The following is a 25458-nucleotide window of genomic DNA, read 5'->3' on the forward strand; positions in this document are numbered from 1 at the left end:
TGCGTATTCCGGTGATGGTGAACACCGATTCCGGTTTTATCGTGAACACTTAAATTCCACGCATTGGGTTCATGACATTTTTAACCTAAGTGTTCACGATGGTCAATTTTAGATTGAATTTTTCTCATAGACTCCCCCTTTAATTTTATCCGATGAGCATTGTGCATTAGTCGATCTAAAATGGCATCGGCTAAGGTATTATCGCCGATGGATTGATGCCATTCTTCGGTGGGTAATTGACTGATGATGGCGGTTGATGAACTGCCGTGCCTATCATCCATGATCTCCATTAAGTCATTTCGTTGTGCCGCTTTAAGTGGCTCAAGCCCCCAATCATCTAAAACGAGTAAGTCGATCTTAGCGAGTGACTGTAACATTCGACTGTAAGTGCCATCTGCTTTGGCTTGTGTCAGCGCAAGCATCAACCTTGAGAGTCGGTAATATTTAACGCTGTAGCCTTTCATGCATCCTGTATGCGCAAGCGCACAAGTGATATAGGTTTTACCGCTACCGCAAGGGCCTGTGATGAGTAAGTTTTGTGATTTATTCAGCCAATCACATTGCAGTAGCGATGCCATCATCGATTGATTGAGACCTCGCGGGTGATGATAATCTATGTCTCTGGCGTTAGCGGCTAATTTAAGTTTTGCCGCTTTAAGTAAGCGTTGTTGTTTTCGGCTCTCTCGGTCTTGGGCTTCACTGTCTGCTAGCAGTTGTAGTCGCTCATCGAAGGACAACCCTTCATAAGTACTTGGTTGTTCTATTTGGCTCACTAAGGCGTTGGCCATACCACTGAGTTTGAGTTGACGAAGCTGAGTTATCGTTTGTTCTAACATAGAATTTCCTTACCTTAATGGAAGCTTTTAGGACCACGGATATTTTCATGGGATTGTGGCAATAACGTCGACGGCTCTTCTTGCGTTCGCGGCAATTTATCTTGGTTGCTACTGAGTATGTCTTTGATATGTTTTAACCGATATAAACTGTATTGATTGGCTATCGCACAGGCGTTATTGAGCCGATCGGCGGGATAGCTTCTTGATAGGTTGAGTAAGCCTAAGCACACACGATACGCTTGTTCTTCATGTTGTTTCTGTGCCAATTGTGCTTTCACCCAGAGCAAAACGTCATCTCCAATATCTTTCGCCCAATTCATTAAACGCCCTGGTGACCATTTATGATGCTTCTCATGCTTTACAGGCATGTGCTCGGATGTGGTGGTCATGCCCGGATGATATTTTCTCGGGTGACTGGTGATGCGTTTATGCTTGAAATAAGCCTCAATCAAGTTGTCTTTGGCATGAAGTTCAAGCTTTTCACCCACCAAGTGATGGGGTACCGAGTAAAGATGGTTATCATACTGAACGTGATAATCAATATTCACTTTGACGTGTTTAATATCCGTGAATTGATAAGCTAGTTTGGGCATGGGCGCGAGGGCGGGTTTGTCGATTGACTCGAACCATGATTGTCGTGTCCCACTCAGTTGCTTAAAGGGCTTATTATTGACCTCAAGCAGTAAGGCTTTGATGCAATGGTTTAGCTCAGCTAATGAGAAAAAGGTTTGGTGTCGTAACTTGGCGAGTATCCAGCGTTCAATGATTTGCACGCCCACTTCGGCCTTGGCTTTATCTTGTGGTTTTCTGGGACGAGCAGGCACAATCACGGTGCCATAATGCGCGGCCAATTGCTGATAACTCGGGTTAACATCAGGGTCGTAGCGACACGCTTTACTGACACCACTGCGTAAATTATCGGGGATAACCATGTCAGGTATACCGCCGATAAATTCAAATGCTCGCACGTGACTGCCGATCCAGTCGGGTAGACTTTGGCTCCAGGTTGCTTCACAAAATGTATAATTTGATGCGCCCATCACCGCCACGAATATCTGGGCGAACTTCACTTCACCCGTCGCATTACAAACAATGGGCATCGTTTGACCCGCATAATCGACAAAGAGTTTTTCTCCTGCTTTATGCACTTGTCGCATCGAACGTTTTTGCTTTTTAAGCCAGGTCATGTAGCGATCGCAGAACTGAGAATAGCTGTAACAACGATTCGGATATTGCTGAGTATATTCTTCCCAGAGTAAGTTCTTGGTGACGCCTTTGCCCGTTAATTCTTTTCGAATGGCTGGCCAATCTGGCACTTCAAATCGCTGGGATGGCCGAGTGTCGGCGCGAGGATAGAACTGACTAGCAAGCACAGAATCATCAAGCTCGTCGGGCAGTGGCCAACTTAACGATAAAGCTCTGGCTTTAGTGAGTAGTTTTTGAATACCACCGACACTGATCTTAGTGCTGGCACTTATTTTTCTGACACTGAGTTGGGCAGCAAAATGTAGCCTCAACACTTCTCGAATTTTACGCATTGTGATCCTCTTAGTCGCCATATCCCTTCCTCAGTAATACAAAAAGGAAATAGCTTAACAAAGTAATTAATAATCAATGCGTTGAAATTGTACTGGTTTGGTGTGAACACCGATTCCGGAAAATCAGTCAAAAGTGTTCACGATAAAACCGGAATGAGCGTTCACGCTAAAACCAGAACGGGTGTTCACGATGGGCCGGAATCACTGTTCACGATGCTCCGGAATATGCAAGGGCTGTTCTTATGCATTTCATTGTTAATGATCGCGAAAAGCGCTATGAGAGAAATAAAAACTCTCACTTCTTGCTAAGCCGAGAATTACTTATTAGTTATTTAAAATTTAAGAGCTAAACAGTGAAAAAGATTGGTTACTCTCTATTAAATTTTTTTGTGTTAGTTGCTACTCTTTGTTGTTGCCTGACATTATTCTTGGATTTACCGTCTGATTTAATAGAACTACTAAATGCGGGATTTAAAGGGTTGTGTCTTGGGCTTTCGCTGGCAATTATATTGCCAGCAGTAAAAGCTTTATTACTTCTTATTATGAGTGGATATTTTCAAGAAGATAGTCACTAAACTTGTTGGCACTATCGTTAGGCTTTGCATTATTCAGGCTTTTAAACGACACCATAGAAATATAGCTTGATAACGTTTCATGGCCTTGCTTCAAAATGTCAAAGTTTTGCTCTGCTGTAGCAAGGTCTTTGAATTTAGAGTACAAACGGCTCAATAAGCTTTTAAATACTTCTTCGCGTATTTCTAGCGGTATATAAAATTCTTTGATAGGCCGAGAGACCAATCCAAATTTATCATTCATCATTTTGGTATATGACCGCCACATCCGACCGTCATAGCTATACAACTGCTTTGCTATTGGTATGTAGTCTACTTTTGCAATAGTACGATCATTAGTTAGTAAACAGGGCTGTCTACAGGCTTTAAATGAAAGCATTTGCGTTAAAGAATAACTAAGTCGAGCTGTTTCAGAAGTTAAAAATGCTGTATTGGCAAACTTTGTATCAACGTGCCTAGTATTACCTAAACTATTTTCTCTCAACATTAATCCTGCTGCGTTAGACCAAATATTTTGCGCGGTATGAGATATTAAAATAAATGCAACACGACCTGCATGTTGGTGTAATTCACACAAATGAAGCCGCTTTGGGTTTTTGAACAACATAGGGAATTTATCAACATTATCAATAGCCCAAGAGTGATATGCTTTATCATAAAGACTTGCAAACTTTAGTACATAGCTATTGATAATGCGTTGCTGTTTACTCAATTCAATGTTCCTTAGTTAGTAGGCTCTTATACCTACATTAATTTATTCTTCCTCGTAGCCATACATAGACCACTGAAGCGGATCTACAGGCATTTTACTAATGTCTGCATCATGCAAATCAATAAACAGTCCATGATGTTTTAACTCACCGTGTTTTAGTAACGGGAATAAAAGCATGGAAGATGCACTTCTGGCTGTCATGCCATTAATTCCAAATGTTTGCTTTGCAATAGCCTCTTGGGTAGAGCAAGAGGGTGTATCATTTTCGTTTTTAGAGCTTTCCAACCATTGTCCACCAAATAGTTCAAATGGTGACGGCAACCGATTAACACCCCCTGTACCATTTTTATTAAGACTGCCTAACAGGACGTTTGAACGATGGTTATCATTACCCAAATCAAGCCACAGCCCTTTATTTGGTAATTCAGATAAGGCTTGTCCAATCTCATATCTAACGGATGCCTTATCGACAGCAGTAATTAAAATATCAAAGTTACATTTTTTGGCATCTTCTTGATTAAAAAATCGAGTTTCATATTCCCAGTTAACATTACCAAACTGATTTAAACGCTTTATAGAAACTTCACTCTTACTGAGGTTAATATCATGCGCCCAAAAGTTTTGGCGATATATATTGCTTGGCGTAACTACATCACCATCGTATGCGGTAACATGAAGCCCATCAAAGCCTAACTTAGTTAACACGCCATTTAACTGAAATAGCTCTGTGAGCATACTAGAGCCAGTGCTTCCAACGCCAACAAGGGCGATTTTAATTGTACCATCTAGCAGGTTTTGAGGAATGTAAAACGTGCGTGATGTTGTATTATTTAATGACATTTCCATGATATTTTCCTATTTAACGCTAATTATTAAAGTTGTGAGACTGGGTTGTTTAAAAAACCTTCAATAATTTCGCGCACGGTTTTATATGCGTATAGCTCTTCGGCTGGGTTAACCTTTTCACCTGCTTTTTCTTTTTTCTTCCAAAAGGTTTCACCATCCTTTTGCAAATTACTAGCAGTGATGGTTTTTTTAAATATCTTGTCGTGTTTAAAACCACTAAAAGCACTCATGTATACCGTTTTTTCAATGTCTGATATTGCATCTGAATTGAGTTTGGCTGGAAGCGGGGCGCTACCTTGGCATAAATTGTGTTTTTCATACACGTTTGCTAAAGGACTCCAGTAAGTCATAGAGTCATAGCTGGGACGTTGGTCAGTATCTAACGTGTACAGGTATAAAGTTTTGCTTTTCTTGTTTACTACGAAAAGCAGTGAAGGCCAGTTAACATCGTATCGTCTTGGTTTTCCATCACCTCTGAACCACATAGGCAATTTACAAGAAACACTATGCCAAACCATTAATTTTTCGCTTTCAAACAACAAGTTTTCAGGGATTAATTTTAATGACTGTTCGGATTTATTTTCCTGTGGTTTAATCGCTTCAATTATATCGTCCAGATCAACAATACTCCCTTCAAGCATAACTTCACCTTCAAAGTCGTGCTTTGTTACATAAGTATTAGAGTCATTAGATGAATAAAAAACAAGTGAGAATTGAGGTTTTGTAACAATAGGATCTTTTCTTGATAATACATTTTTGGTGCTACTAATATTCATTGTAAAATCTCCACAGATTTAGGTGGTTATTAATATCTTATAGCCACCTATTATCCATGTTTATGAAATCGCGCAACCCTTATAACCCAGCGATTTTTAATAAACCGTAATTACCTAGAACTATATTTTCAATTGCTTTTAATCCTGCGTCTTGTCTTGCCAAGTTAAGTCTAACTGAGCCACATTCACTTATACTTTGGCGGCATTCATTTTCAAATGTCAGATTTTCTTCTTCCATTTGTGTGCCAAATGATACATAGCTAAAGCAATCAATTGGTGTATCGCTGTTTAGCTCCCACATAGAGTTATCACAGTCGTTTGAATGTTCTTGAATGGCTTGCAGAACTGACCCGATGACTTGTGCTTTCTCACTTTCATTTTTAAGGCTGCTTAACCGCAAAGTCTTTAACTCTTTCAATAATCCACCAGCAATTACAGATGGGCTTAAAGACTTATCAAAGCATTCTTCACTATACCAAGGGGTGAAATCCGTGGCACAGATCAACTGAGCCGCAACGATTAAACTTTCATTTTCTATCGAATTTTGTTCAAGGTAATCAACTAATGATTCAGGCGCGGTTAGCATGAAATTTTCTATTGAATCATGATCTAATTTAGAAATTTTAACAATAGTATCTTGTGATGGAAAAATTGATTTAAGCTTGCTTGTTAGCTCTCCTAAATCACCATAAACATCAATCAAATCGATTGCGTTACTTTTCCATGCGAGTTTAGCTAGTAGATTTATAACCTTGTACGTTAATGATGCTAATGAAGGGGAGTAATCATCTAAGTCAAAACAAAGCACAGATAATTGACTGTCGTGTTCTATTTTAATTCCTATTTGACTAAATTCAGAACAACCATTGCCATCATAATCATTGATACTAAGGTCATAAGTCCAGTTACTAAGCCCTTGGTTATTTGCCCACTCTTCCAAATCATTGTTAAGGTCTGCGTTTACCCCATACACTGAAACGGTTTCGCGAATATTCGATTCAAAGTCCTTAATGCTTTTTTTATAAGTATCTAACACTCTATCTGCTATCGACTCAGCCGCATCAACTTGTTGCAAAGTGCCTTGCTCACATTCTAAAAACTCACCAATTTCATGCTCATTTATCAGATTGTTTTTAAATGCCATAACCATTAAGTCGCGCCAAAAATCTGCATTTTCATTTACGATAGCTTGGTACTGGTGCTTTGGCATTAACGAAATTTTCTCAGCCGCAGCTTTAGTCAAATTTAGTTTCTGATTTTTAACTTTTGCATACCAAGGGGTAAAGTCATTTGCTGCTTTAGTTGCAGTTTTAGCTACATGAGAGGGGGTATATCCTCTATTCTCATTGTGGCGGGACAACAAGGAGTACATTGATTCAATTTTAGTTTGAGAGTCGATAACTGAGTATTGCATTTTATTTCCACCATTGGTTCAGGCAATTGAACGTCAACATTAACTGTTTTAATTTTATCACTATGAAAAGTGGCACACTGACTGTGCCAAGAGTTGATTGAATTTAAAAGGTGCTTATTCATATCAACCATTTACTTTTATTGGTGGTGGGATAACAGGCAGAATCATACATCCATTTTCATAGACTGCATCTTCTTCATAGATAGTTGTCCATCGAAGCTGCGGAAAGTGCTGACTTAAAATACGCTTGTTTTCATTTATGCCCGCGTTTGGATTTGGAAAAGATATTTCAGTTTTTCCGATACGAAATTTCCACTCAACTTCACCTGAGATTACTGTAGCCATAATACCAATCTCCTATAAAGATGCTGAGTCTGAGAAAAAATCGAAATTATCAAGAATAGGTTCTTGAGGTGTAGCCGCATCAACTGGTGAAGGGGTATCTTCAGTTGTAACAACTTCAAGTTTAGCTAACTCAGATTTTTTAACGTTCTTAGTAGCAACAGTCGCAGCTTTACTTTGTTTTTTTGATGCTGTTGTAGAGTTTGACTTAAGATCCATTGATAATGCTCTGGCTGCTGGTACGAAGCCTGTAGCGTATTGTGAAAGTAAGTTATCAAGCTCTTGGTCAACATCACCAGTTTTGCCCATGACACGAAGAGGGATTGCTACAGCTTTGCGTAACTCCATTACTTGCTCGTTTTTACTGGTTGTATCAGAGTTTACTGAAGCAGTTGGAATATTTAAAACGACAACAGATTCATCGTTGTTAGTATCAATAGTAATAATGGCGCGGGTAAGTCCTGCATTTGTTATTACTTTACATAAATTAGTTAAGTTCATTTTTGCTCCACAGCGATTAATAATTAAATTAGCAAGGGAGGTAAGCCCTTGCCGTTATGTGAGTTTCAATTTCTCATAGAACGGCAAACGCGCAACCCTCTAAATACCTATTTAATAAGGGCTAAATAATCTTTTGGGGCAAAATCAGTCCAATCGAACTTGTATTTTATAATAGTTTTAACGATTGTATCCTTACGGTTTTTGAATAACTGAGAGTATTCTTTTTCACCAATATTTTCTTTATAAGATTTAGCAAACCCAGACACTTCACAAAGGTTTTCTAGTTGGGCAATGTTATACATGGCTAAACGTTTCTCAGTAGGCATCCAATCACGTTGAGCAATTGCCTTACCATCGTCTCGTTTAGATAAAATATTAATCATTAACTCAGTAGGATTATGGTTACTCCCAACGGTTGCATGATGTGTCACAGCATTGCCCATCTCAAATTGAATAGTCTTAATATCTAGCTGCATAAATATAACAGTCATATTATTGAAAGAAGTGTAACTATCTTCTTTAATACACTCAGGCTTGTAACCTGATACTTCACACAATGAAGCTAAAGCTAACGCCATTCTAAATTGAGCATCTTTAAGTACAGTATTAACGCTAGATTTGCGTATTTGAGCCTTGTAATCGTCTAAGCAATTTGCACTTGTTTTAGCTATGACAGTTTTTTGTTTTGTTTTTTCAATATTGGCATTCGTATTAACGGTTAAAGTGTTGGCAACACTGTCAGAATCTTGATTTTCAGCTGTTTGGGTTGTAGCTGTTTTTTGTGTTTCAGCTTTTGCTTTAGTTAATGATGCAGTACAAGTGTTGTAACAATCAGTATCTATGCACTGATCTTCTATGAAGTTACCCCATCTCATCGGTCTATCATCTACTACGGTGCATTTATTTTCACAGTTCATGCAACCGTTTTGGAATTGTGTTTCACCTACTTTTTCTTTGCTTACACTTCTGCGGTCTTGCTCTGGTTTAACTTCCCATAGTATTACACGACCAAATTTCTCTTCCAGTTGAGGGATACGGGTGTTTTTGACCCAATCTTGGGATTTCTCATTGAAGCACTTAGGGTTGCTACAATTAGAGCCATTATCATTATCACCAAGTAGATCAAACTGTTCACCAGTATTATGCTGGCAAGAGTTACAATCGGCTGTATTGAAACATGCTTTCGATAATTCAATTTGTCGCTTAGATGCCCTTAACTTAAGCTCTTTAACTGTATATGTCTGAGGATCACCTAAAATCGCACTTAACGTTTTTAACTGTGTTTCCACATCAAACGTAGTTAGTATTAGTGCATGACCAAGAGTAAATTTATTAGAGTCATCTGCGAGTGCGACTAATACTTTTTCATCTAAACGCTTTAATTGAAGCCTTTCTCTAAATACTTTTTGGCTTAATCCAAGGTGTGTAGCGGCTGTAGCTAAATCGCCATCATGTAAGCTCAAGTATGATTGAGCTAAATCAGCTTCATCAACAATTGAAATGTTTTCACGTTCACGGTTTTCAGTAAGCATTATTGCAAGAGCTTCTTTGTCTGAAAAACTATTCACAATAACGGGAACACTGGTTAAACCAAATTCTAATGCTGTGTCTCGTCTGCCGTACCCAGCACACAATTCTAGTCTGTGTGGGTTTGCTACACTAGGTCTAACGCTGAGTGATTGAATAACGCCTTTGGCACGGATACTTTCTTTAAAGTCATTTGAGCGTGTTTTATTTCTACGCTTATTACCACCAACACTTAAATCATCTATAAGAGTTGGGCATACACGAATTGGTGTACCTGTTGATAAACTAGAAAAATCGAATGCTACTTCATTCGTAAAAATTGTATTTAGTACGTTGTTGTTTGTGTTCATTATATTTCGCCTTTCCACAGTGATGAGGTTTATTGTCTAAACGGTGGTAATGCCGTTTAGCTATGTCTCTATTATCCATGTTTATGAAAACGCGCAAGGGGTAGGGGGTCTGGTTTAAACCTATATAAATAATATATTCTCTCTGTTGACGACGAACAGGGAAAATGTTGACCGGGTATATCTATTACTGTGAATAACGCGTACAAACAGAATTTGTACGCGGTCTAATTCAACCCACCTTTTAAGCGGCTGCATTTACTTATAGTTCTTCCTTAACTTCAGGTTTATCGTCACTCAATAGAACATGCTTAATTTCATTTAGTCGTTGTTTGGCCTGTATCAATTCATCTAGTTTTTCAAAGCTAGCGCCAATCTGTTCTTTAGCTGATAGTATGTTTTTCTCAGCTTCAACTATGTGTTCTTTCCTAATGTTTATAAATGAATCTAATTGAGCTAAACTTTTAGTAATAGAGTTCATCACTGAAAGAGGGCTAGTGTTCTTTCCTTTTTTAAGTTCAATTTGGTAGGTCTGCGCCCCTAAAATAAGTAGTACGAGAGACCCCCAAGCCCTAGATACTTGGATCGTGAATCCGCAATATTTCATAACGGTTTCGTCCATTTTATTAGATTTGTAGAAATTGTATTCTTGCACTTTTTTCATTACCATTTCACCAGCCATGTTATATTTTGGAATCGTATACCCATCTATAACCGCTTTAAACTCACCTTCAGGTAACTTATTTTGTTCGTATAAAGCTTTGTCCTTATTGATGCTTTCTATAGCTCGGTGGTGGTTCTCAATTTCATATTTTAAATTGGTTAATGATCTTTGGTATCTATGTTGCTGTTGCTGGTGGCGCTTTTGCTGCATAGCTAACTTTTCAACAAGTTTTGTAGTTTGTAAATGCTCTAAAATTAATGGATTGCCTGACACCTCTGCTTTAATCTCAGCAAAAGTTAAGCTGTCATTACCTAAATCTTCCATCTTGCGATCTGTCGTCTTAAACGCCTTGAATGCCTCAATCCATTTAGCCTTATTTTCCAGTGTCTGATATAGGTACGCATCAAGGCTGTTGCGGGTTGCGTAGTTAGTTCTACTCTACTAACCATACTAATTATCATTAAATGAGTAATATAATTTGCTAAATCAATATTAATATTCTAAACCTAGTTGTATTAGTGTCACTAACTATATACTTAATAGTACAATTTATTGGATTGGTATTTTGGCTTATATTCTAAAACGGCGTGTCGATTATAAAGCAAATCAATCTGTCTTGTCTGTTAGCTTGCCATTACTCATAACAGATAAAGGTATATTAGTTTCACATCTTAGATTTCTTTATACAAAACGTAATAAATCTCAGTCTTGGCTTGAACGAAATGTGTTTGCGGTTGAGCAACTGCTTAAGTTTATGAATGCTCATACAAGTACATTCACATCAGCAACTGAGCTATTACGTTCGTTTGTTGATGTTCTCTGCTTTGGCTCAATAGATGATTCACAGAATGATCCCTCGAATTTGTATTGGTCCCCGCGAAAGGTTGAAGATGTTAATGTGTTATTGAGTCATATCAATTGTTATTGTGACTATCTTGATGAAATCTATGGATATGATCTTCCTAACCTAAATCCATTAAGAAAAGCTACTAGAGCTGAAGAACGAATGCGCTGGTGTGCTTACTATAAACGTGAATCTAATTGCTTTTTAAATCATCTGAGTAACCCATCTAAAAATAGATTCGCAATGATACGAAGCATTCAAGGGCCAATGAATCATTTACTATCTATTGAGTCTGTAAATCGATTTCCAGAAGAGTACTTTCAACGCTTCTTGAAATATGGATTTCTCAATCATCGAACAAGAGAAGTTGATTTCGGATGCGTCCTAATAGTTATGTTAATGCATTATGGTGGACTAAGACTATCTGAATGCTTTCACATATATATTCGTGATATTACTATTGATGTAAAAAATAGTACGGCAATTTTTTCAGTTTTTCATCCAAGCGATGGAGCTAGTCCAGAGCTAGGTTTCTCTAATCGACGGGAGTATCTAAATACTCGCTTTCGACAAAAACCACGCAATGAATATAAACGCTCTCATAGGCTTTATTCAGGATGGAAGCAACCTCGATTAACGAATCAAAATCTTTCTTTTGATGTCATGATATTTCCAAATAACAAAGCTAAAGAACTGGCTTGGTTACTGGAACAATATTTAGCAGTAAGAGTTACTGGAAATCATCCATATCTTTTTACTAACTCAAATGGAGACCCTGAATCTAAAAAGAATTTTATCCAAAAGTACAAGCGTGGAGTCGAGCGAATTGGACTTGAGGCTGGAAAATGCTTCGGTACTAGCCCACATTCTCATCGGCATTCTTATGGATATAGTTTAAACCAAGCCGGCTTCAATCAGTTAGAGATACAAAAAGCTATGCATCATAAAAGTATTTTCAGTTGTTTGGTTTATTTGAAACCTAATGATATCGATATTCGTAATGTAATGAGAAAGAACGATATATGAGAAAGTACTTTTATCGAGAATACGCACTAGCCAAAAAACATGCACAATTGCTTGGTGTAAAAACTACCAAAGAATATAAACTAAGATATAAAGAAGATCCGCTGCTAGTTAGTACGCCCAATAATATCTATAAAAATGAATGGGAAGATTGGGAGAGTTTTCTTGGCACAAAAAAAGAATTTTATGCTAAATTATCTGATGCTAAAAAAGCAATACAAGCACTAGGCGTCAGTACAAGGGAAGAGTATAAGAGACAATATAAATCAGACCCTTTACTGATTAGCACACCGAATATTTACTATGAAGATGACTGGAAGGGTTGGAGAGATTTTTTTGGTACTAATCAAAATTTTTATAGCTCTATCGATCTCGCGGAAAAAGCTGTGAGTGTGTTGGGTATCACGACAAGTACTCAATATATGGCACAATATAAACAAGACCCACAGTTGCCATCAGTCCCAGGAATAACTTATTCAAGCGAATGGAAAGGGTGGAAATCTTTTTTAGGTAAGGAAAAAGAGGTATATACTTCGTATAGCTTAGCTCAAAAAGCTGTTTTAGATCTTGGAATTAAGACCAAAAAAGCTTACATTTCGTGTCGTAGGAATGATCCTCTACTACCTTTCTCCCCTGACAAGGTATTTTTTAAAGAGTGGGAGGGTTGGCAGCATTTTTTAAATACATTTGATGAATCCTACTTTGATTTAAGCTCGGCAAAAAAAGCAGTTATATCTTTAGGGATTCAATCTAGTAGTGAATATGTTAAACGCTATAAAGAAGACCCCAGACTACCAGCGAAACCAACTAGAAAATATAAAGATGAATGGCCTGGCTGGTTTAGTTTTCTAGGAAAAGATATTAAATTTTATGAAAGTTATGAACTTGCTCAAAAAGCAGCTCTAAAGCTTGGTATAATTTCAGTAACTGAATACCGTGAGAACTATCACAACGATCCAATGCTCCCCGGTATGCCTAATAAAAAGTATGCCAAAAGTTGGCATGGTTGGCCCCACTTTTTAAATAAAACTTACAAGTTTTATACTTCTTACGCAGATGCCAAAAGTGCCACTCAAGCACTAGGAATTAAATCTAACAGCGAATATAAGAAACGTTTTAAAGAAGATCTCCAACTACCATCACAACCATATAAGGTATATGAAGAGAACTGGATAAACTGGGGGGATTTTTTAGGTAAAAAGCTTATACAGTTTTATCTGACATATGAGGAAGCTAAAGTTGCTGCAAAAAAACTAGGAGTCACTACATTAGTTCAATATAAACAAAAACGTTTAGATGACCCAAAACTTCCATCTTGTCCAGACCAAGTCTACTTGAAAGACTGGCTTGGCTGGAAATTTTTTTTAAATACTTCAAAGAAAGAAAAATATTTAACTCTTATTGAAGCTATGCAAGCCACGCAAGCAATGAATATCACTTCTCTTAAGGAGTATAAAAGTAAGTATCACTTAGATCCTTACTTACCAGCAAACCCCGGTGTAAAATATTGCAAAGAATGGATTAATTGGCATACTTTTCTAGGAAGTACCCCTAAATTTCATAGTTATGAAGAAGCACAGGAGGCTGTTATTGAATTAGGTATCAAAACAGCTGCTGAATATCGAGAAAACTATAAAAAAGACTTGAAATTACCATCAGTTCCACGACAAACATATATCCATAGATGGGAGTCTTGGCAAGTCTTTCTTAAAGTAGCGAGCAAGTTTTATTCCACTTATACAGAAGCTCATAATGCAGCGAAAGCACTAAAAGTATCCTCTTTGTTAGAATACAAAACCAGGTATAAAGAAGATCCACGTTTAACTGTAAAACCTTTTTCTATATATGCAGATGATTGGATAAATTGGACAGAGTTTCTAGATTTGGAAAAGAAAATTTTTAAGTCTTATGAAGATGCTAAGAAAATTATCCAAACTTTAAATGTTATTAGTTTTGCCGATTATAAAAAATGTCCTTTAGCTGATTTGCATTTACCTAAAAACCCTGACAGCTATTACTCTATTAGTTGGACAAATTGGATAGATTTTGTCTTACCTGAAATCGTTGATAACTTAGAAATACTCAAAAAAGCATGCAAAATACTTAATATTAGTAACTCGAAGCAGTACCGGGAGGTACAAAAAAAATATAAACAATTACCTGGCAAGCCAGATAAAAAGTTTGAAAATTGGGTTGATTGGTATGATTTATTAAACATCTCTCGGCCATATTCATATGAAGAACTACGTTTAATAGTACTTAAATATAAGTGTAAGACTTTAAAAGATTATAAAAATATGCGTACGAAACTACATGATCCGCGAATTCCTTCTTCGCCAGAAGAGACTTATAAAACATGTGGTTGGACAAACGCATATAATTTTCTTGGGACAAATAGACCATATCAAATTAAATATTTTGATCCAAAATGGAAATTATGGTCAGATTCCATAGTTGAATTTTTGAAATCTGCTAAAGCTGGTGATACAAAGGTTAAAGATTTATGTGAGTTTGTCCGTGAATATATTGAACCTAATAATTATGAAGTATCTCCTTTAGAGTTCCTTATAAGGGATAAAACTAATATACAACCAATGTTAGATTTGTTTGAAAAGGAATCTGTTTTACGTAAGAAAAAGTGGTTATTTTCAGTTAATGAGTTTTTAAATTGGACTATTGTTAACTTTTTAACTGTTGAAGATCCTGAAACGGGAGAAATTTCTAGAATTAAAGGAGCAAGAAACCCCTTTGTCCGAATTAACTTTGATGATGAAATAGCACCAGTTTTACTCAATGAAACAAATAAATTAGCTTTGCCTTATCAGTTTGTAAAAAGTGCTAGAGAGTGGATATTCCCTCCTAATGAGATTCAAAATAAGACTAACTATTCAGATCTCAAACACCTTCACAGAAGCTCAGCAGATTGGATTCAAATCAATGATTTATCCCTTATTGATGATACAGATCCTGATTGTATTATCAGGCAGGAAGGAGATAGAACATTCCTTTGGCTACCAATATACTGGACTTATACATATACATTAATGCAGTTACCTGCAAGAGGAAGACAAATTGTTTATTGTGATTCGGGTGAGGCAGATGCTGAAGTGCCGGATATTAAAAATGGAGCAATTGTCTGGAAACCAAATCGGAATAAGTTAACGGGTCTAACAAAACAACAAAGTATGATAAACAAAACCAAAGATAATGACTTTGGTGTCCATTATACTTCAAATAAAACTCACTTTAGTGGTGAAGGTTATACCATAGCATTTATGCCAATCGAATTAGCTTATTGGCTCATTAAGTTGAGAAAGTGGCAAGAAAAGTATAACCCTATTTCAAAACCAACAAAGTGGTTTGATTGTAGGCGAACTAATTTAAATGAGGTACAGAGAAAACAAAAAGGTATTAATTGTTTTTTGTTCAGAGATTATCAAAATGAAGAGCCTGGTTTTTTTGGATCTCGTTTAGCAAGCCGCCTTGCAGCAGCACTATTTTTTGCTTCGAAAGACCAACTGACTTCTGCAACTTATGCTGGAAAAAGTTTCAAAGAATGTCATCTTCAACTTGAACAGCAAGAGGGCATTGCTCTTAGCTTGTTTAAATCTGAATATACTCCTCATTGTATGCGTGTGAGTTTAATTAATGCATACGTTTATGAGTTTGGTATGCCACTGGAAGTCATCATGAAGCTAGTTGGCCACTCATCTGTTGTGATGTCGATTTACTACTTAAAAAGCGATAAAACGGGGGCTAATCTTCGTGAAAAATTGAAGCTTGGTGAAAAACAAGCCTTAAGCAATGGGTCGGATACTTTAAAAAGCTTTATTGAATCCCAACGAATTGAAGAATGTAAAAAGCAATTACTTGGAAATAACCCTGAATTTCTGCAGACTTTAAACAATAGTAGACCTGCTTCTAGCTATCTGTTTAAGGACTTTGGAATCTGCCCTGTTGGCGGTGCGTTCTGTAGAGAAGGCGGTGATGCGGTTGCAACAAAGGCAAATATATATCACCCTGTGAATGCAGGTTACCTAGGTGAACAAAACTGTATTCAATGCAGGTTTTTTGTCACAGGTCCAGCTTTTATGATGGGTCTTTCAGCACTTTTTAATGAGGTTAGTTTAGCCGTTAATACTCAATCATATCGCTTTACAAGCTTAGAAAAAGAGCTAAATAATGCAGCTAGCAAAGTAGATGTTATTTCACATGAGTTGTATAAACAAAAAAATCAGCAATTAGAAGATGAAAAGCAACAGCTTCAAGCTCTCAGACGCAAATTAAATTCAGAAATTGAAACTAGAGCTAAAAAGTTGGATCTGTATATGGCTGACATGAACTCGCTTCATAAGCATCTGACCAATTGTCAAAAAGTAATAAATAACGATAAGCAACAAGAAGGTTCAAAGCTTCAGTTAATAGTACCTAATGAGTTTGAAATTAGCTTTGAACTCGATGATGTTAGCAGTTTTCAGCAACTTTCAGAAGTATGTGAGAATGCTGAACTTTATCATAGCTGTAGTGATGAACTAGCAGTTACACGGAGAAGCCAGGCTCTTGATAGGATGTTGCTGAACAATGGAATGAATCCTCAATTTATATTTCTAACAGAGAAGCAGCAACTTGCGGTTGGCAATCAAATGACACAGCTTATGCTGTCAAGACTTCAAAGCTGGGAGAAGCTTGATAAGCTAATAAATGGTACTTTAGCTTTAAACGACTTTTTAGAAAAAGAAAGGTTGACCTTAATGGATATTAAATCATTATTCGCAAGCTCAACACCGTTAAATCAGGTAGATTAATATGACAGAATTATCGCCTAAAACAGTACTTGAACAACTTAAAAAGCAAACATCATCTCGTGTCCAATGCTCATTAGATGCAATTTTTCAAGTCTGTACAGAACAAAAAGAACGCGGCTTAAATGAATTTGGTTACTCTATTATTGCACGCCTTGGCAAAGGTCGTGGTGTTCCGGCAGCTCAAAGTTTACGCAATAAGACCGGAGAACCATACCAAATCTTGATCGCGAGTTTTACAGATTCAAACTTCAAACCGGATAAATCAACAATTAGTTTGAATAAAGGAAAAAGCTCCTCTTGGATAGAAAAATTAAAAGACCCTGTAGTTAGGCTGCAAGCTAACATTCTCTACTCTCAAAAATTAGCAGCTGAAAAACTAGTAAAGGAAATTGTACCGATTGATCAAGTCATAGAATTTTATGACGGTGGGTCGTCTTCGTCACCACACTCAAAATTGACTGACTTAGAAAGAGAAGCTCTTGAATACCTCATATCTAAAGAGTTTATGCGCCGAGCTGGTTTGGAAGTGGGGCCAAACGGTAGTATATTATCAAGTAATGATAAAGATAATTTTCTCCCGGTTGCAATTTTAGATGCTGTTAAAAAAGCATTGCAGTATTTGTAATAGTGGGATGGGACAAACCATTTGTATACGAATCTAATAACGCGTGAAGGATTAGAAGGTCTTAATAAAGAGCTTAATTATCTTTGGCGCGACTACAGGCCCGAAATAACAAAAAAAGTAGCTTGGGCTGCTAGTCTTGGCGATCGTTCAGATAATGCTGATTATAAAGAAAATAAAAGGTTACTTAGACAGATAGATTCTCGAATTAGGTTCCTTAGGAAACGCATCGAAGCAGTCAAAGTCATTGACTACTCTCCTCAACAAGCCGGCAAGGTTTTCTTTGGGGCATGGGTAGAGGTTCAAAATGATGATGGTGAAACAAAAATTTTTCGCATAGTTGGCCCTGATGAGATCTATGGTCGTAGCGATTACATATCTATTGACTCTCCTATGGCCAGAGCGATGCTAAAAAAGGAAGTTGATGATGAGTTTCAAGTTAAAACACCAGTAGGGGTAAAAGAGTGGTTTATTAATAAAATTGAGTATAAGTAAAGAGCTAGTACAGCTTATGTACTGCTCAAACTAGAGCTGACAGTTACTCGTTTTTTTATCGGTGACTGTCTGTCTAAATTTGAGCAAATTCTTCTCAGCCCAAATCGATTTACCATCTAATCATGTTTCTAATGGTGTTCTACCACAGCACATTTCCCCTAAAGCGATCATATAATGGCTATCTAGCTAATAAATCGAAATGTTTCTTTCATTTTAAATTCCGGAATAGCCATTGTGGGTTAAATAAGTCGATGTTTGACCGGTTGAATAGGCGTTGGTAACTCAGTAGTACCTAAAATCTCTAATAAACTAATTTCAATAGCCCGAGATATAGCGCTTAATGGCAAGTCATTAGCCGAAAGGCCAAAGGGCTCTTCTAACTCTTTACTTAATGCATCTAAACCAAAAAATGTGTAGGCGATTATGGCGCAAAATAACGGTGTGATCAGCCCCATAGAGGCAACAATGCCAAACGGCAATATTAAACAATAGAGATAGGCGGTACGTTGCACCAGTAGCATATAAGCAAACAGTAATGGGTACTTTGAATGCGCTCACAACTCGCGCGCACGGTGGCCATCGAAGTAATGTTATCGTCGATAGTTTAGATTAAAAAGTCAGATAATAAATTTTTATGGCGACAAGTACCGAGCTTTTTGCCCATTAAACGCAGCAGTGCGTCAGGTAAATTCTGTGATTTGCGCAGCGCTGCTATATCCTCAGGGTTAAGATATTTCTCAATATCGCTCCATGGTTCAGATTGTCGTAAGTGATGTCTTAAGGCATGGCTAAAAGCGATCGTCAGGTAGATCAGACGTTGTTGCAATTCAGCACTACCTTTGACATTTTCACCTACATAAGAGGTCACCTGACGGGATAAACTGCGCACGTCAATGACTAACTGCCCCCATTGCTTGTGTGTTTCCCATCAACGCTCATAGCAAGCATTATTTCTAAAACCCAGAAATAACGATAAGGCCAAACCTAATAGCGCTAATGGCGATAAAGTAAAAGTCGGGAATATAACCGGATAGTAGTATTGTGCAGCAGCAACCGCAGCCCCTAACAGGATAAAAAAGGCGATTTGCTCGAATATAAGCGGTACAACGAAGCCACGTAAAATGAACAACAGTTTAAACGCATTAGGTTTATCTCGAACAATCATTATTATCTCGCCTTAATATTATGTTCAGTAGAAATAGAGCAAGTGGCTTAGTGTTTGTTAAGTGCACAATCCATTAAGCAGATTAGTATTAAGCCAATTTGGTTAATTAGCTGTCCTATTTTTTATTTGAATCATTAATAACGACGGAGCCACCGTCGTTATTAATTCAGGGAGCTATCAGGCACTTTGTCGTGCAAGAAATTGCTCGAATGAAATATCATCACTTGCTTCAAGTAATTTCTGTTGTTGCATTGACTCAATCGTCTCTCGTTCCAACTGTGCTTCCATTGCGCTAGATAAGCTACGTTCACTGAAATAAGCTTGATGTTGCTTGGCTTGTGAAAGCATCGATGCGATAAATTCATCGCCGTTGTTAATATTGGCCATCATAATAGCAGATGGAGTTAGGTCACTATTTTCTACCTTAGCTATTTGTTCGCTAAGTGCCTTGCTATGTGTATGGCTATTATCACTCAAGACTTGAGTCAACCTTTCATTGTGTGCTTGGTCTAGTAAATCTGCTACAGGCTGCAACTTTGTCAGTAGTGAATTTGCAGCTTCTTTAAACGCAATTTTTTGACCGTTTTTTGTAAGCATTAACTTAGGATTTCGCCCTTCTTGTACGACATGTTGCTGGTTCGATTTAATTTCTGCCGACTCCTCAACGCTCAATTCAGGACTTTCAGACAAAAGGCAATACAGCAAAAACACATCGAGGAAGCGGATCTGTTGAGCATCAATACCTACCGGCAAAAATGGATTAGTATCGAGAATACGCACTTCAATGTATTCAACGCCCCGTTCTTTAAGCGCCACTATCGGTTTTTCACCCGATTGTGTAACGCGTTTAGGGCGAATTTCGCTATAATATTCATTTTCAATTTGCAGTAAATTACTATTAAGCTGACGATAATTGCCGTTAACATTAATACCAATTCTTTCATAATCAGGGTAATTCTTCTCGATTGCAGCGGTAACATCGTCGACATAATTGTCTAAATTGTTATAGCTAACATTTAAGTTTGCTTGCGCTTCACTTTGATAGCCTAAGTTACTCATTCGAAGCGAGGTAGCGAATGGTAAGCCAAGCGTATGTTTATTGAAGGAGTCTAACTGAACGGTTTTCTTATCCCCCATAAAACTATCATCTAAAGCCGGCGAAGCGCCAAATAAATAGACTAATAACCATGAATGTCGACAAAAATTACGGATCAAATCAAAATAGCACTGCGATTTAAACGCTTGTAAATCACCTTGTTCACCCCAAGCTTGCTGGCAATAAGGCCAAAAGTTATCAGCCATTGAAAAGTTATAATGTATACCTGCTATCGATTGCATTGTCCGGCCATAACGATATGCTAAGCCTTGACGATAAATATGCTTCATTTGACCGATATTAGAGCTGCNCTGCCATACTGTGCAATGGGTATGCTTGCTTCTCCCACTAGTCGGCATGGTATACTGGCAGGCCAGAGGTATTCACCCGGCATGTGGCGCAAGGTAAAAAGATGCAAATCATTCAAGTAGTCGATAGTGTCATCAACTTGCTCGCATACAGGAGTAATAAATTCCAGTAACGCTTCCGAGTAATCGGTGGTAATACTTCTGTGCGTTAGCGTTGAGCCGAGTGCCTCGGGATGCCCTGTTTGTGCTATCAAAGCTTGCGGTGTAACCCTTAAGCCCTCTTTTTCAATTCCCCGTTGAATTTGACTTAGCAATGCTAAGCCACCAGATAACTTGAGGTGTTGCAAACGAGTTTGGAATAAATCGGACAAGAAGGTTTTCCTTTAAAATAAATCAATCTAATACAGTTAAATCTAGCGTTATTTACTTAAGTGTTGTGCATGGAAGCGCAAATGATCTTCAATAAATGATGAGACAAAATAGTAACTATGATCATAACCTTCGTGGACTACCAATTCTAGCGGGTAATCTTTAGCTTTTGCTGCTGCCTCTAATTTTTCAGGCATTAACTGCTCACGAAGGAACTCATCCGCACCACCTTGGTCAACTTTAGCGGGAACAAACTGGCTGGCTTTGCGAATCAATTCACTGGCATCATGATTAAGCCAAGTCGCTTTGTCTTTGCCTAAATAAGCGGTAAAAGCTTTTTTGCCCCAAGGAGATTGTACCGGGTTACAAATCGGGCTAAACGCCGACATTGAGCTATAGCGATCTGGATTTAACATAGCAATGGTTAATGCACCGTGTCCGCCCATAGAGTGGCCACTAATGGCACGTTTATCTGATACTGGAAATGCAGCTTCAATAATGGTGGGTAACTCATTAACTACGTAATCGTACATCTGGAAATGGCGATTCCAAGGTGCTTGGGTTGCATTGACATAAAAGCCGGCCCCTTGACCTAAGTCATAACCATCATCATTGGCAACACCTTCACCACGAGGGCTAGTATCTGGCGCCACAATCGCGATACCTAATTCGGCAGCCATACGCTGTGCACCGGCTTTTTGCATAAAGTTTTCATCAGTACATGTCAAGCCCGAAAGCCAATACAATACCGGTACTTTTTCGCCACTGGCAACTTGCGGAGGCAAGTAAATAGCAAAGCGCATCGCGCAATTTAATATTTTCGATTGATGGTTGTATTGCTTGTGCCAGCCACCAAAGCTTTTGTTTATACTGATATTCTCTATTATCATGGTAGAACCTCAAAATGACAGAGCAAGCTCTCTTAAGAAGGCTTGCTCTTACTTAACTAAACTCATCTTACTTAACTAAATGACGTTTATTTATCGAAATGGATCACTGTGCGGATACTTTCACCTTTGTGCATCAAATCAAACGATTCATTAATGTCATCGAGTGCCATGGTATGCGTAATAAAGTCACTTAATTTAAATTCACCAGCTAAATAACGCTCTACATAATCAGGTAACTCAGTACGACCTTTAACACCGCCAAATGCAGAACCTTTCCATACACGCCCAGTTACAAGTTGGAACGGACGGGTGGAAATTTCTTGACCTGCACCGGCAACACCAATCACTACTGATTCGCCCCAACCTTTATGACAGCATTCTAATGCAGAGCGCATCAGGTTCACGTTACCGACACACTCAAACGAGTAATCAACGCCACCATCTGTTAATTCAACAATCACGTCTTGAATAGGCTTGTCATAATCTTTCGGGTTAATACAATCTGTAGCGCCTAACTTTCTCGCTAACTCAAATTTACTTTCGTTAATATCAATAGCAATAATACGACCTGCTTTTGCCATCGTTGCGCCAATCACCGCTGATAAACCAATGCCGCCAAGACCAAAGATAGCTACGGTTGAGCCCTCTTCAACTTTCGCAGTATTCATTACAGCTCCCATACCGGTAGTTACACCACAACCGAGCAAACAAACTTCTTCAAGTGGAGCATCTTTGTTGACTTTCGCTAACGAAATTTCAGGTAATACTGTGTATTCAGAGAACGTTGAACAACCCATATAATGGAAAATTGGCTGGCCATCTTTATAAAAGCGTGTAGTACCATCAGGCATTAAGCCTTTACCCTGAGTTTCACGAATTTTTTGACATAGGTTGGTTTTACCCGATAAGCAAAATTTACATTCGCCACACTCTGGTGTGTATAAAGGAATAACATGATCTCCCACTTGAACACTGGTAACACCTTCACCAATTTGCTCAACAATACCACCGCCTTCGTGGCCTAAAATTACCGGGAAAATACCTTCTGGATCATCACCTGATAACGTAAAAGCATCGGTATGACATACGCCCGAGGCAATCACTTTAACTAACACTTCGCCTTTGCGCGGCAACATTACATCGACTTCTTCGATAGATAATGGTTGCTTAGGCCCCCAAGCAATGGCGGCTTTAGATTTAATAAATTTATCCGACATATTTATTCTCACTTTTCAATTGTTGATATTTTAATAGTTTCGCACAAACGCTAACTTCCACTATGAAGCCAGTGTACTCTTTTTATTTAATGGTGATAATATGCTTATCACGCAATTAACTTTTACCTATGAGTAATAATAAGGCAGCGATGCTACCTAAATGTATCTTTACACGCTTAATAACTTGCGGAAAAAGAAATTTGATACTCTTAATGACTATGACTTTGAGAAAGGTTAATCATTGCAATGCCAATAGCGACTAATGCCATCCCAAGCCATGTTGTTAAGTCTAGATGCTGACGGTAAATAATGGTAGATAATAAAGTCACGGTGATAATCGCTAAACCTGCCCATAACGCGTGAACGATACCAACAGGCATGCCCTTCATTGCTTGGCCTATAAACATGAATGCAGCCAAGTGTCCTAACAAGACTAAAACACTTGGTAGCGGCTTGGTGAAACCATCAGTTTCTTTTAATGCCACATGAGACATTGCTTCTGCTGCGACACCTAAAAAAAGAAATAACCAACTCATATTTGTTTCCTATAATTTTTATGCAAGCTGTTGTTACAGAAATAACACTTTCGCTTTACCTGGATGGAATTACTTACGGCTTTGTTAAGACTCAGCACCTTTTTGTTTATGGTGGGTATTATATTCTTTTCTAAAAAGATGATAATATGCTGATTTGTAAAATCACTTGTGCACAGGGGTAATAATCATGCAGTGGGATGGTATCAGTGAATTTGTATACGTTGCTGAAAATGAAAGCTTTACGCTTGCTTCAAAAAAGATGGCTATCTCTACAGCTCAGGTTAGTCGCCAGGTAAGTGCATTAGAAAAGCGATTGAATGTAAAATTATTTTATCGTACCACTCGTAAAGTATCACTAACCGAAGAAGGGCGTGTTTTTTATCAGCATTGTCGCAGTGTTCTCGATGGGCTAGACGCTGCTGAACGAGCCATCACCAACTTACAATCGAAGCCTCAAGGGAAAATTAGGCTGACAGCTCCTGTGACCTATGGTGAGCAACAGATTTTGCCTCTAATGAACAATTTTATGAAGCAATATGACGATGTTGAAGTTTTTGCATACTTAAGTAATCAGCAAGTTGACTTAGTTGAAGAAGGATATGATTTGGCTATTCGTCTTGGCAAGCTAAGTGACTCTTCGATGATGGCAAAAAAGCTAGGGAAGAGGACAAACTATGTATGCGCATCACCAGCTTACCTAGAAAAGCATGGCATACCTCATTCTTTGACCGAACTTAATAAACACAGTTGTCTTTTGGGAACCCTTGATTATTGGCACTTTAGAGAGTCGGGCAGAGAAAGAAATATTCGCGTAACTGGAAAGTTGCGTTACAACAGTGGCTTTGCTCTTGTAGATGCTGCATTGAAAGGCTTGGGGATAGTGCAATTACCCGATTACTATGTTCAACGCCACCTGCAAAGCGGTGAACTTACCACATTGCTATACAATTATCGTGTGCCTGACGAAGGGATATGGGCGGTCTATCCTCAGAATCGCCATTTATCACCGAAAATAAGGCTATTGGTAGATTACTTGGCCAAGCAGTTACTCTGATATTATTAGCTGTCGTGCCTACACCTTTAGCTCAGTAAGTCAGCTTCACACTTCAATATCACCTAGAATCTGTGCGATAAGGTAAGGACAGGTAAATTTTCAAAACGATTTAACGCTAGGCTATTACTATAAATAGCTAATACCATAAATATAATCATCAACCATTAAAAGCGTCAACATCACAATAAGCAACAGAAGCATATATCTCAGCTTGCTTGATTTTTTATTTGTTAAAAACCTACAGGGGGAGCGGTAACTTAGCTTAACCGAGTTACTTGTATGCCTCGGCTGATGCTCGTCGAGCAGCAGGTGACTTAACCTATCCCTACCACCCTTGTTACGGCCGCTTACAACTATTACACCATAGTAAAAGTGAGTTTACGAACGGTGGTATTATCATCCAGCAGAAAAAGACTATGATACCTTCATCGAAACGAACAGTAGTCATTTACATCCAGTGTGTGCGCTACATTCGATAAATAACAATTCATTCTTAACTTGTAATAAACGGAGCATATAAATGAGCGTATTTACTCATGTAACTGTCGGCATTAACGACTTAAACAAGGCCCGCGCCTTCTACGATAACGTTTTAAGCACCATTGGTCTTAAGCGCATTGCCGATTTAGATGAAAATGGTTCAATCTGGGGCGTAGACGCACCTTCATTCTTTGTACTAAAACCTGTCAACGGCCAGCCAGCAACTGTAGGAAATGGCACTATGGTTAGCTTTGAAGCGCCTAACCGTGAAGCTATCGATGCTTTTCACGCAGCGGCTTTAGCGGCTGGCTGTCCTGATGAAGGCGCACCAGGGACTCGCGATTGGGCACCTCATGCCTACGCAGCGTACACGCGTGATTTAGACGGTAACAAATTGGCTGTTTATTGCTTTAAAGCTGCGTAAATTATAAGACTAGATCAAGTTGATCTTACCTTAATAATGATAACGGTCTGTTAGC

At 38.2% G+C, this 25458-nt stretch carries 23 protein-coding genes and 1 pseudogene; 7 read left to right on the forward strand and 17 right to left on the reverse strand.

All coding sequences use genetic code 11. The features are described from left to right. Positions 1–80 precede the first annotated feature (80 nt). Complete coding sequence (gene istB, locus L655_RS0101745; RefSeq protein ID WP_024603886.1) at positions 81–836, reverse strand: IS21-like element helper ATPase IstB; 756 nt, start codon at positions 834–836, stop codon at positions 81–83. Positions 837–850: 14 nt separating this feature from the next. Beyond that, a complete protein-coding gene (gene istA / locus L655_RS0101750) occupies positions 851–2395 on the reverse strand; it encodes an IS21 family transposase (protein ID WP_024600838.1) in 1545 nt (514 codons plus the stop codon). 332 nt (positions 2396–2727) lie between these two features. Here istA and L655_RS1000000127660 point away from each other — a divergent pair, with 332 nt between their 5' ends. Further along, positions 2728–2949, forward strand: a complete 222-nt coding sequence (locus L655_RS1000000127660) for a hypothetical protein (protein ID WP_158000936.1) — start codon at positions 2728–2730, stop codon at positions 2947–2949. On the opposite strand, the gene L655_RS0101755 is transcribed toward L655_RS1000000127660, so the two are convergent. The 8 genes from L655_RS0101755 to L655_RS0101790 all read right to left on the reverse strand — a co-directional run bounded on the left by L655_RS0101755 (position 2915) and on the right by L655_RS0101790 (position 10399). Continuing rightward, positions 2915–3658 (reverse strand): hypothetical protein, encoded by a 744-nt coding sequence (locus L655_RS0101755; RefSeq protein WP_024603888.1) that lies wholly within the window; start codon positions 3656–3658, stop codon positions 2915–2917. The two genes, L655_RS1000000127660 and L655_RS0101755, sit on opposite strands and share 35 nt — an antisense overlap. Before the next feature lie 42 nt (positions 3659–3700). Further along, entirely contained in the window at positions 3701–4504 is an 804-nt protein-coding gene (locus tag L655_RS0101760) for a PRTRC system ThiF family protein (RefSeq protein ID WP_024603889.1), read from the reverse strand. A gap of 26 nt (positions 4505–4530) precedes the next feature. Next, positions 4531–5280, reverse strand: coding sequence for a hypothetical protein (locus L655_RS0101765; protein ID WP_024603890.1), 750 nt, complete (start codon positions 5278–5280; stop codon positions 4531–4533). A gap of 79 nt (positions 5281–5359) precedes the next feature. Further along, positions 5360–6694, reverse strand: coding sequence for a hypothetical protein (locus L655_RS0101770; protein ID WP_024603891.1), 1335 nt, complete (start codon positions 6692–6694; stop codon positions 5360–5362). A 123-nt stretch (positions 6695–6817) separates the two neighbouring features. Then, positions 6818–7039, reverse strand: coding sequence for a hypothetical protein (locus L655_RS0101775; RefSeq protein WP_024603892.1), 222 nt, complete (start codon positions 7037–7039; stop codon positions 6818–6820). Positions 7040–7051: 12 nt separating this feature from the next. After that, entirely contained in the window at positions 7052–7537 is a 486-nt protein-coding gene (locus L655_RS0101780; protein ID WP_024603893.1) for a hypothetical protein, read from the reverse strand. A gap of 107 nt (positions 7538–7644) precedes the next feature. After that, positions 7645–9414: a ParB/RepB/Spo0J family partition protein gene (locus L655_RS0101785; protein ID WP_024603894.1), complete on the reverse strand. Its 1770-nt coding sequence runs from the start codon at positions 9412–9414 to the stop codon at positions 7645–7647. Between the two features lie 259 nt (positions 9415–9673). After that, positions 9674–10399, reverse strand: a complete 726-nt coding sequence (locus L655_RS0101790) for a hypothetical protein (RefSeq protein WP_024603895.1) — start codon at positions 10397–10399, stop codon at positions 9674–9676. 241 nt (positions 10400–10640) lie between these two features. Between L655_RS0101790 and gmtY the strand changes: the two genes are divergently transcribed. From gmtY to greB, 4 genes are read left to right on the forward strand one after another with little or no spacing between them, the layout of a single operon-like run. Further along, complete coding sequence (gmtY, locus tag L655_RS0101795) at positions 10641–11945, forward strand: gamma-mobile-trio recombinase GmtY (RefSeq protein WP_024591678.1); 1305 nt, start codon at positions 10641–10643, stop codon at positions 11943–11945. After that, a complete protein-coding gene (locus L655_RS0101800) occupies positions 11942–16747 on the forward strand; it encodes a VPA1269 family protein (protein WP_024603896.1) in 4806 nt (1601 codons plus the stop codon). Before gmtY ends, L655_RS0101800 begins: the two co-directional genes overlap by 4 nt. A 1-nt stretch (position 16748) precedes the next feature. Further along, positions 16749–17372 carry a gamma-mobile-trio protein GmtX gene (gene gmtX / locus L655_RS0101805; RefSeq protein ID WP_024603897.1) on the forward strand — a complete coding sequence of 208 codons (624 nt, stop codon included), beginning with the start codon at positions 16749–16751 and terminating at the stop codon, positions 17370–17372. 21 nt (positions 17373–17393) lie between these two features. Then, positions 17394–17864, forward strand: a complete 471-nt coding sequence (gene greB / locus L655_RS0101810) for a transcription elongation factor GreB (RefSeq protein ID WP_024603898.1) — start codon at positions 17394–17396, stop codon at positions 17862–17864. A 239-nt stretch (positions 17865–18103) separates the two neighbouring features. Here greB and L655_RS1000000128325 read toward each other — a convergent pair whose 3' ends face one another. The 7 genes and pseudogenes from L655_RS1000000128325 to L655_RS0101835 form a co-directional block, all read right to left on the reverse strand. Beyond that, entirely contained in the window at positions 18104–18385 is a 282-nt protein-coding gene (locus L655_RS1000000128325) for a bestrophin family ion channel (RefSeq protein ID WP_024603899.1), read from the reverse strand. A gap of 83 nt (positions 18386–18468) precedes the next feature. Next, positions 18469–19029: pseudogene (locus L655_RS1000000128330) on the reverse strand (bestrophin family ion channel). Positions 19030–19206: 177 nt separating this feature from the next. Continuing rightward, entirely contained in the window at positions 19207–20484 is a 1278-nt protein-coding gene (gene gshA, locus L655_RS01000000124885) for a glutamate--cysteine ligase (RefSeq protein ID WP_343222861.1), read from the reverse strand. Continuing rightward, the gene (locus L655_RS1000000127760; RefSeq protein WP_241764423.1) at positions 20412–20804 is read right to left on the reverse strand and encodes a glutamate--cysteine ligase; all 393 of its coding nucleotides are present in this window, start codon (positions 20802–20804) and stop codon (positions 20412–20414) included. The genes gshA and L655_RS1000000127760 overlap by 73 nt, the downstream gene beginning before the upstream one ends. 48 nt (positions 20805–20852) lie before the next feature. Continuing rightward, the gene (fghA, locus tag L655_RS0101825; RefSeq protein ID WP_024603901.1) at positions 20853–21692 is read right to left on the reverse strand and encodes an S-formylglutathione hydrolase; all 840 of its coding nucleotides are present in this window, start codon (positions 21690–21692) and stop codon (positions 20853–20855) included. 86 nt (positions 21693–21778) lie between these two features. After that, complete coding sequence (locus L655_RS0101830) at positions 21779–22909, reverse strand: S-(hydroxymethyl)glutathione dehydrogenase/class III alcohol dehydrogenase (protein WP_024591398.1); 1131 nt, start codon at positions 22907–22909, stop codon at positions 21779–21781. A 209-nt stretch (positions 22910–23118) separates the two neighbouring features. Beyond that, complete coding sequence (locus L655_RS0101835; protein WP_024591397.1) at positions 23119–23445, reverse strand: multidrug efflux SMR transporter; 327 nt, start codon at positions 23443–23445, stop codon at positions 23119–23121. Positions 23446–23632: 187 nt separating this feature from the next. Between L655_RS0101835 and L655_RS0101840 the strand changes: the two genes are divergently transcribed. Both L655_RS0101840 and L655_RS0101845 read left to right on the forward strand, forming a co-directional pair. After that, positions 23633–24499 carry a LysR family transcriptional regulator gene (locus L655_RS0101840; protein WP_024591396.1) on the forward strand — a complete coding sequence of 289 codons (867 nt, stop codon included), beginning with the start codon at positions 23633–23635 and terminating at the stop codon, positions 24497–24499. Positions 24500–25019: 520 nt separating this feature from the next. Beyond that, positions 25020–25403 (forward strand): VOC family protein, encoded by a 384-nt coding sequence (locus L655_RS0101845; protein ID WP_024591395.1) that lies wholly within the window; start codon positions 25020–25022, stop codon positions 25401–25403. Positions 25404–25458 lie beyond the last annotated feature (55 nt).

This window comes from Pseudoalteromonas sp. TAE79 (assembly GCF_000498015.1).
In the GTDB taxonomy this organism is placed as follows: Bacteria; Pseudomonadota; Gammaproteobacteria; order Enterobacterales; family Alteromonadaceae; genus Pseudoalteromonas.